We start from the raw sequence: 2,086 nt of genomic DNA, 5'->3' as shown, positions 1-2,086 counted from the left end.
CGAGGAGGTTGCCGCCTGGGAGAGGGAGCGCAACCGAGCCGGCGCGCGGGTGCACTGGCGCTTCACCACCGAGGATGCTCGTGTGAAACTCGCCCGTCTCTACCCCAACCTCGCATGATTACCGTGGTGATCCACTAGCGGTCAGCAAGTTCAAGTCGATAGGACGCATGCGCTGGCGTGCCGGTCCGCGCGCATCCACGCACCCGCCGGCCTAACCAGGCGCTGCAGGCGACAAAGGGCCGGCCATCCTTTCAGGCTCTGGCGGGCAACTCGGCTGCAGCGCTACTCTGTGACTTTCGGCGCCGCCCTTTGCGCCTGAGCTTGGGAATGTTAGGCTGCGTTTCCAAAGCCATCGCCAGCTATTCGCCAGATGTCCAATCATTTGCGGGGTGTTCCCCGGAACCTAGGGCTCCTCATCTTCGTGATCCTGCCGCTGTGGATCGCGCTGATCTTCATCCAAGCGTACGCGTTCCCTCTGCCCTGGATGAAAGAGGCAGGTGTGCGGTGGGAGGCATCCGGCTTCTTCAGCGCTCTTGCCTTTTGGTGGATCGCCCTGGTGATCCCTGTCGCTCTCGGTGGCTTCCTTCACCAGCTCGCGATCTCCGCGATTCCTCGCTCATGGCCCAAATGGCTTGAGCGCGTCACGATCATTGCTGTTGGTCTAATCATCCCACTTGTCCTCGCCTTATCCTCGCCCGCACCATCCTCGATCCTCATGCCTCGAATGCTGATTCCCAGTCTCGCAGCGATGCTGCTTTACGGCGCTCTCGCTTCATCGCTTCGTGAGTCACAGCCGCCAAGGCACACGCCCGCACCCTGATCGCGCGCTGGAGCGGAAAGCGGGCGCTGTACCATCGTCCAACTGTTGCGTATTCCTGGGCAACCCAGCACGTTACCTCTGCCGGCCCACGCTTGCCTTTCCGGGCAATCTACGTGTCGCGGCATTCCGCGGGGCAGGTCCATGCGCATCTACGCTGCGGGCCTAACCACGCGCTGCAGGCGACAAAGGGCCGGCCATCCTTTCCGGCTCTGGTGCACTCCTCACCCTCGGCGCTACTCTGTGGCTTTCGGCGCAGCCCTTTGCGCCTGAGCTTGGGAATGTTAGGCTGCTCGTATCCGCTTCCCAGAACACCACATGCGCACTCCGCTAATGTTGTCCCTCTACGCCCTGCTCGCGGGATGCGCTCCCGTGGTGCAGTCCCACAGTGTGCCGGTGCCCGGTACACCGCTGGCGGGCTGCTACATGCTGGAGCACGGCCCCTGGGATGCGCGCCTGGCAGTCGGCTACCACCCGGATCCGCAGAATCTCCCCCCGATGATCCAGCTGGACACCGTAGCCCTAAGTGGCTGGCCTCATCTGCCGAATGCGCGTGTTGCACACTCGCTCGGCGAGGCGGATCGTGAGCAGTATGCCTTCCGTCTGTGGGAATCCCCGCGCGCGGATTCGGTATTCATAGGTACTCCGATGCCGTTCGCCGGCTTCTTTATATCGGCGCGTAGGGATGAGCAGGGCATATTACGTGGCCGGGTGGTGTCCTTCACGGATTCTCTCCAGGGAGACCGCCCGTCGCGAGTCTCAGCACCTGCGCTGCTGAGGCCGGTCCCATGCACACCCATCAACGGAGCAAGCGCAGCCTAACCACGCGCTGCAGGCGACAAAGGGCCGGCCATGTTTTCAGGTGCTGGCGTGAGGATCAGGTCCAGCGCTACTATTTGGCTTCCGGTGCTGCCCTTCGCGCCTGAGCTTGGGAATGTTAGGCCGCCACGGAGGATCAATGCAACGCAGAGCCCTTGGGGTCGCCGTGCTCGTCGCGGCGTGCATCGCGCCGCCACGGGCGGCATTCGGTCAATTGGCACTGACGCGGGCCGACAGCGCAGCGATTGTGCGTGCCGTGTGGGGGGCAGCGGTGCCGCCCGGGGCGCCCCGCGCCGGCCAGGTCCTCTGGCTGTGGGCGCCGGCGGCCGCCGACACCGCGCGAGTTCTTCCGCTCTCGGCGGCGCTCCGCGACGCACTTGTGCGGCAGGGGATACCGGCGTCCGCGCGCCGGCCCGCGGGCGATGATACTGTTGTCTTTCGCCTGACCGG

Annotated in this window: 2 protein-coding genes; both read left to right on the top strand. The window is 64.7% G+C overall.

Annotated elements, in window-relative coordinates; genetic code table 11:
- Positions 1-421 precede the first annotated feature (421 nt).
- Positions 422-820, top strand: coding sequence for a hypothetical protein (locus ACTHLF_RS14340; RefSeq protein ID WP_440328022.1), 399 nt, complete (start codon positions 422-424; stop codon positions 818-820).
- A gap of 955 nt (positions 821-1,775) precedes the next feature.
- A partial coding sequence (locus tag ACTHLF_RS14335; RefSeq protein WP_440328021.1) for a hypothetical protein occupies positions 1,776-2,086 on the top strand: 311 nt, incomplete at its 3' end.

Source organism: Luteibacter sp. (genome assembly GCF_051958795.1).
Classification (GTDB): Bacteria; Pseudomonadota; Gammaproteobacteria; order Xanthomonadales; family Rhodanobacteraceae; genus Luteibacter.
Note: the sequence above shows the minus strand (reverse complement) of the source record. Positions and strands in the feature narration are given on the sequence as shown.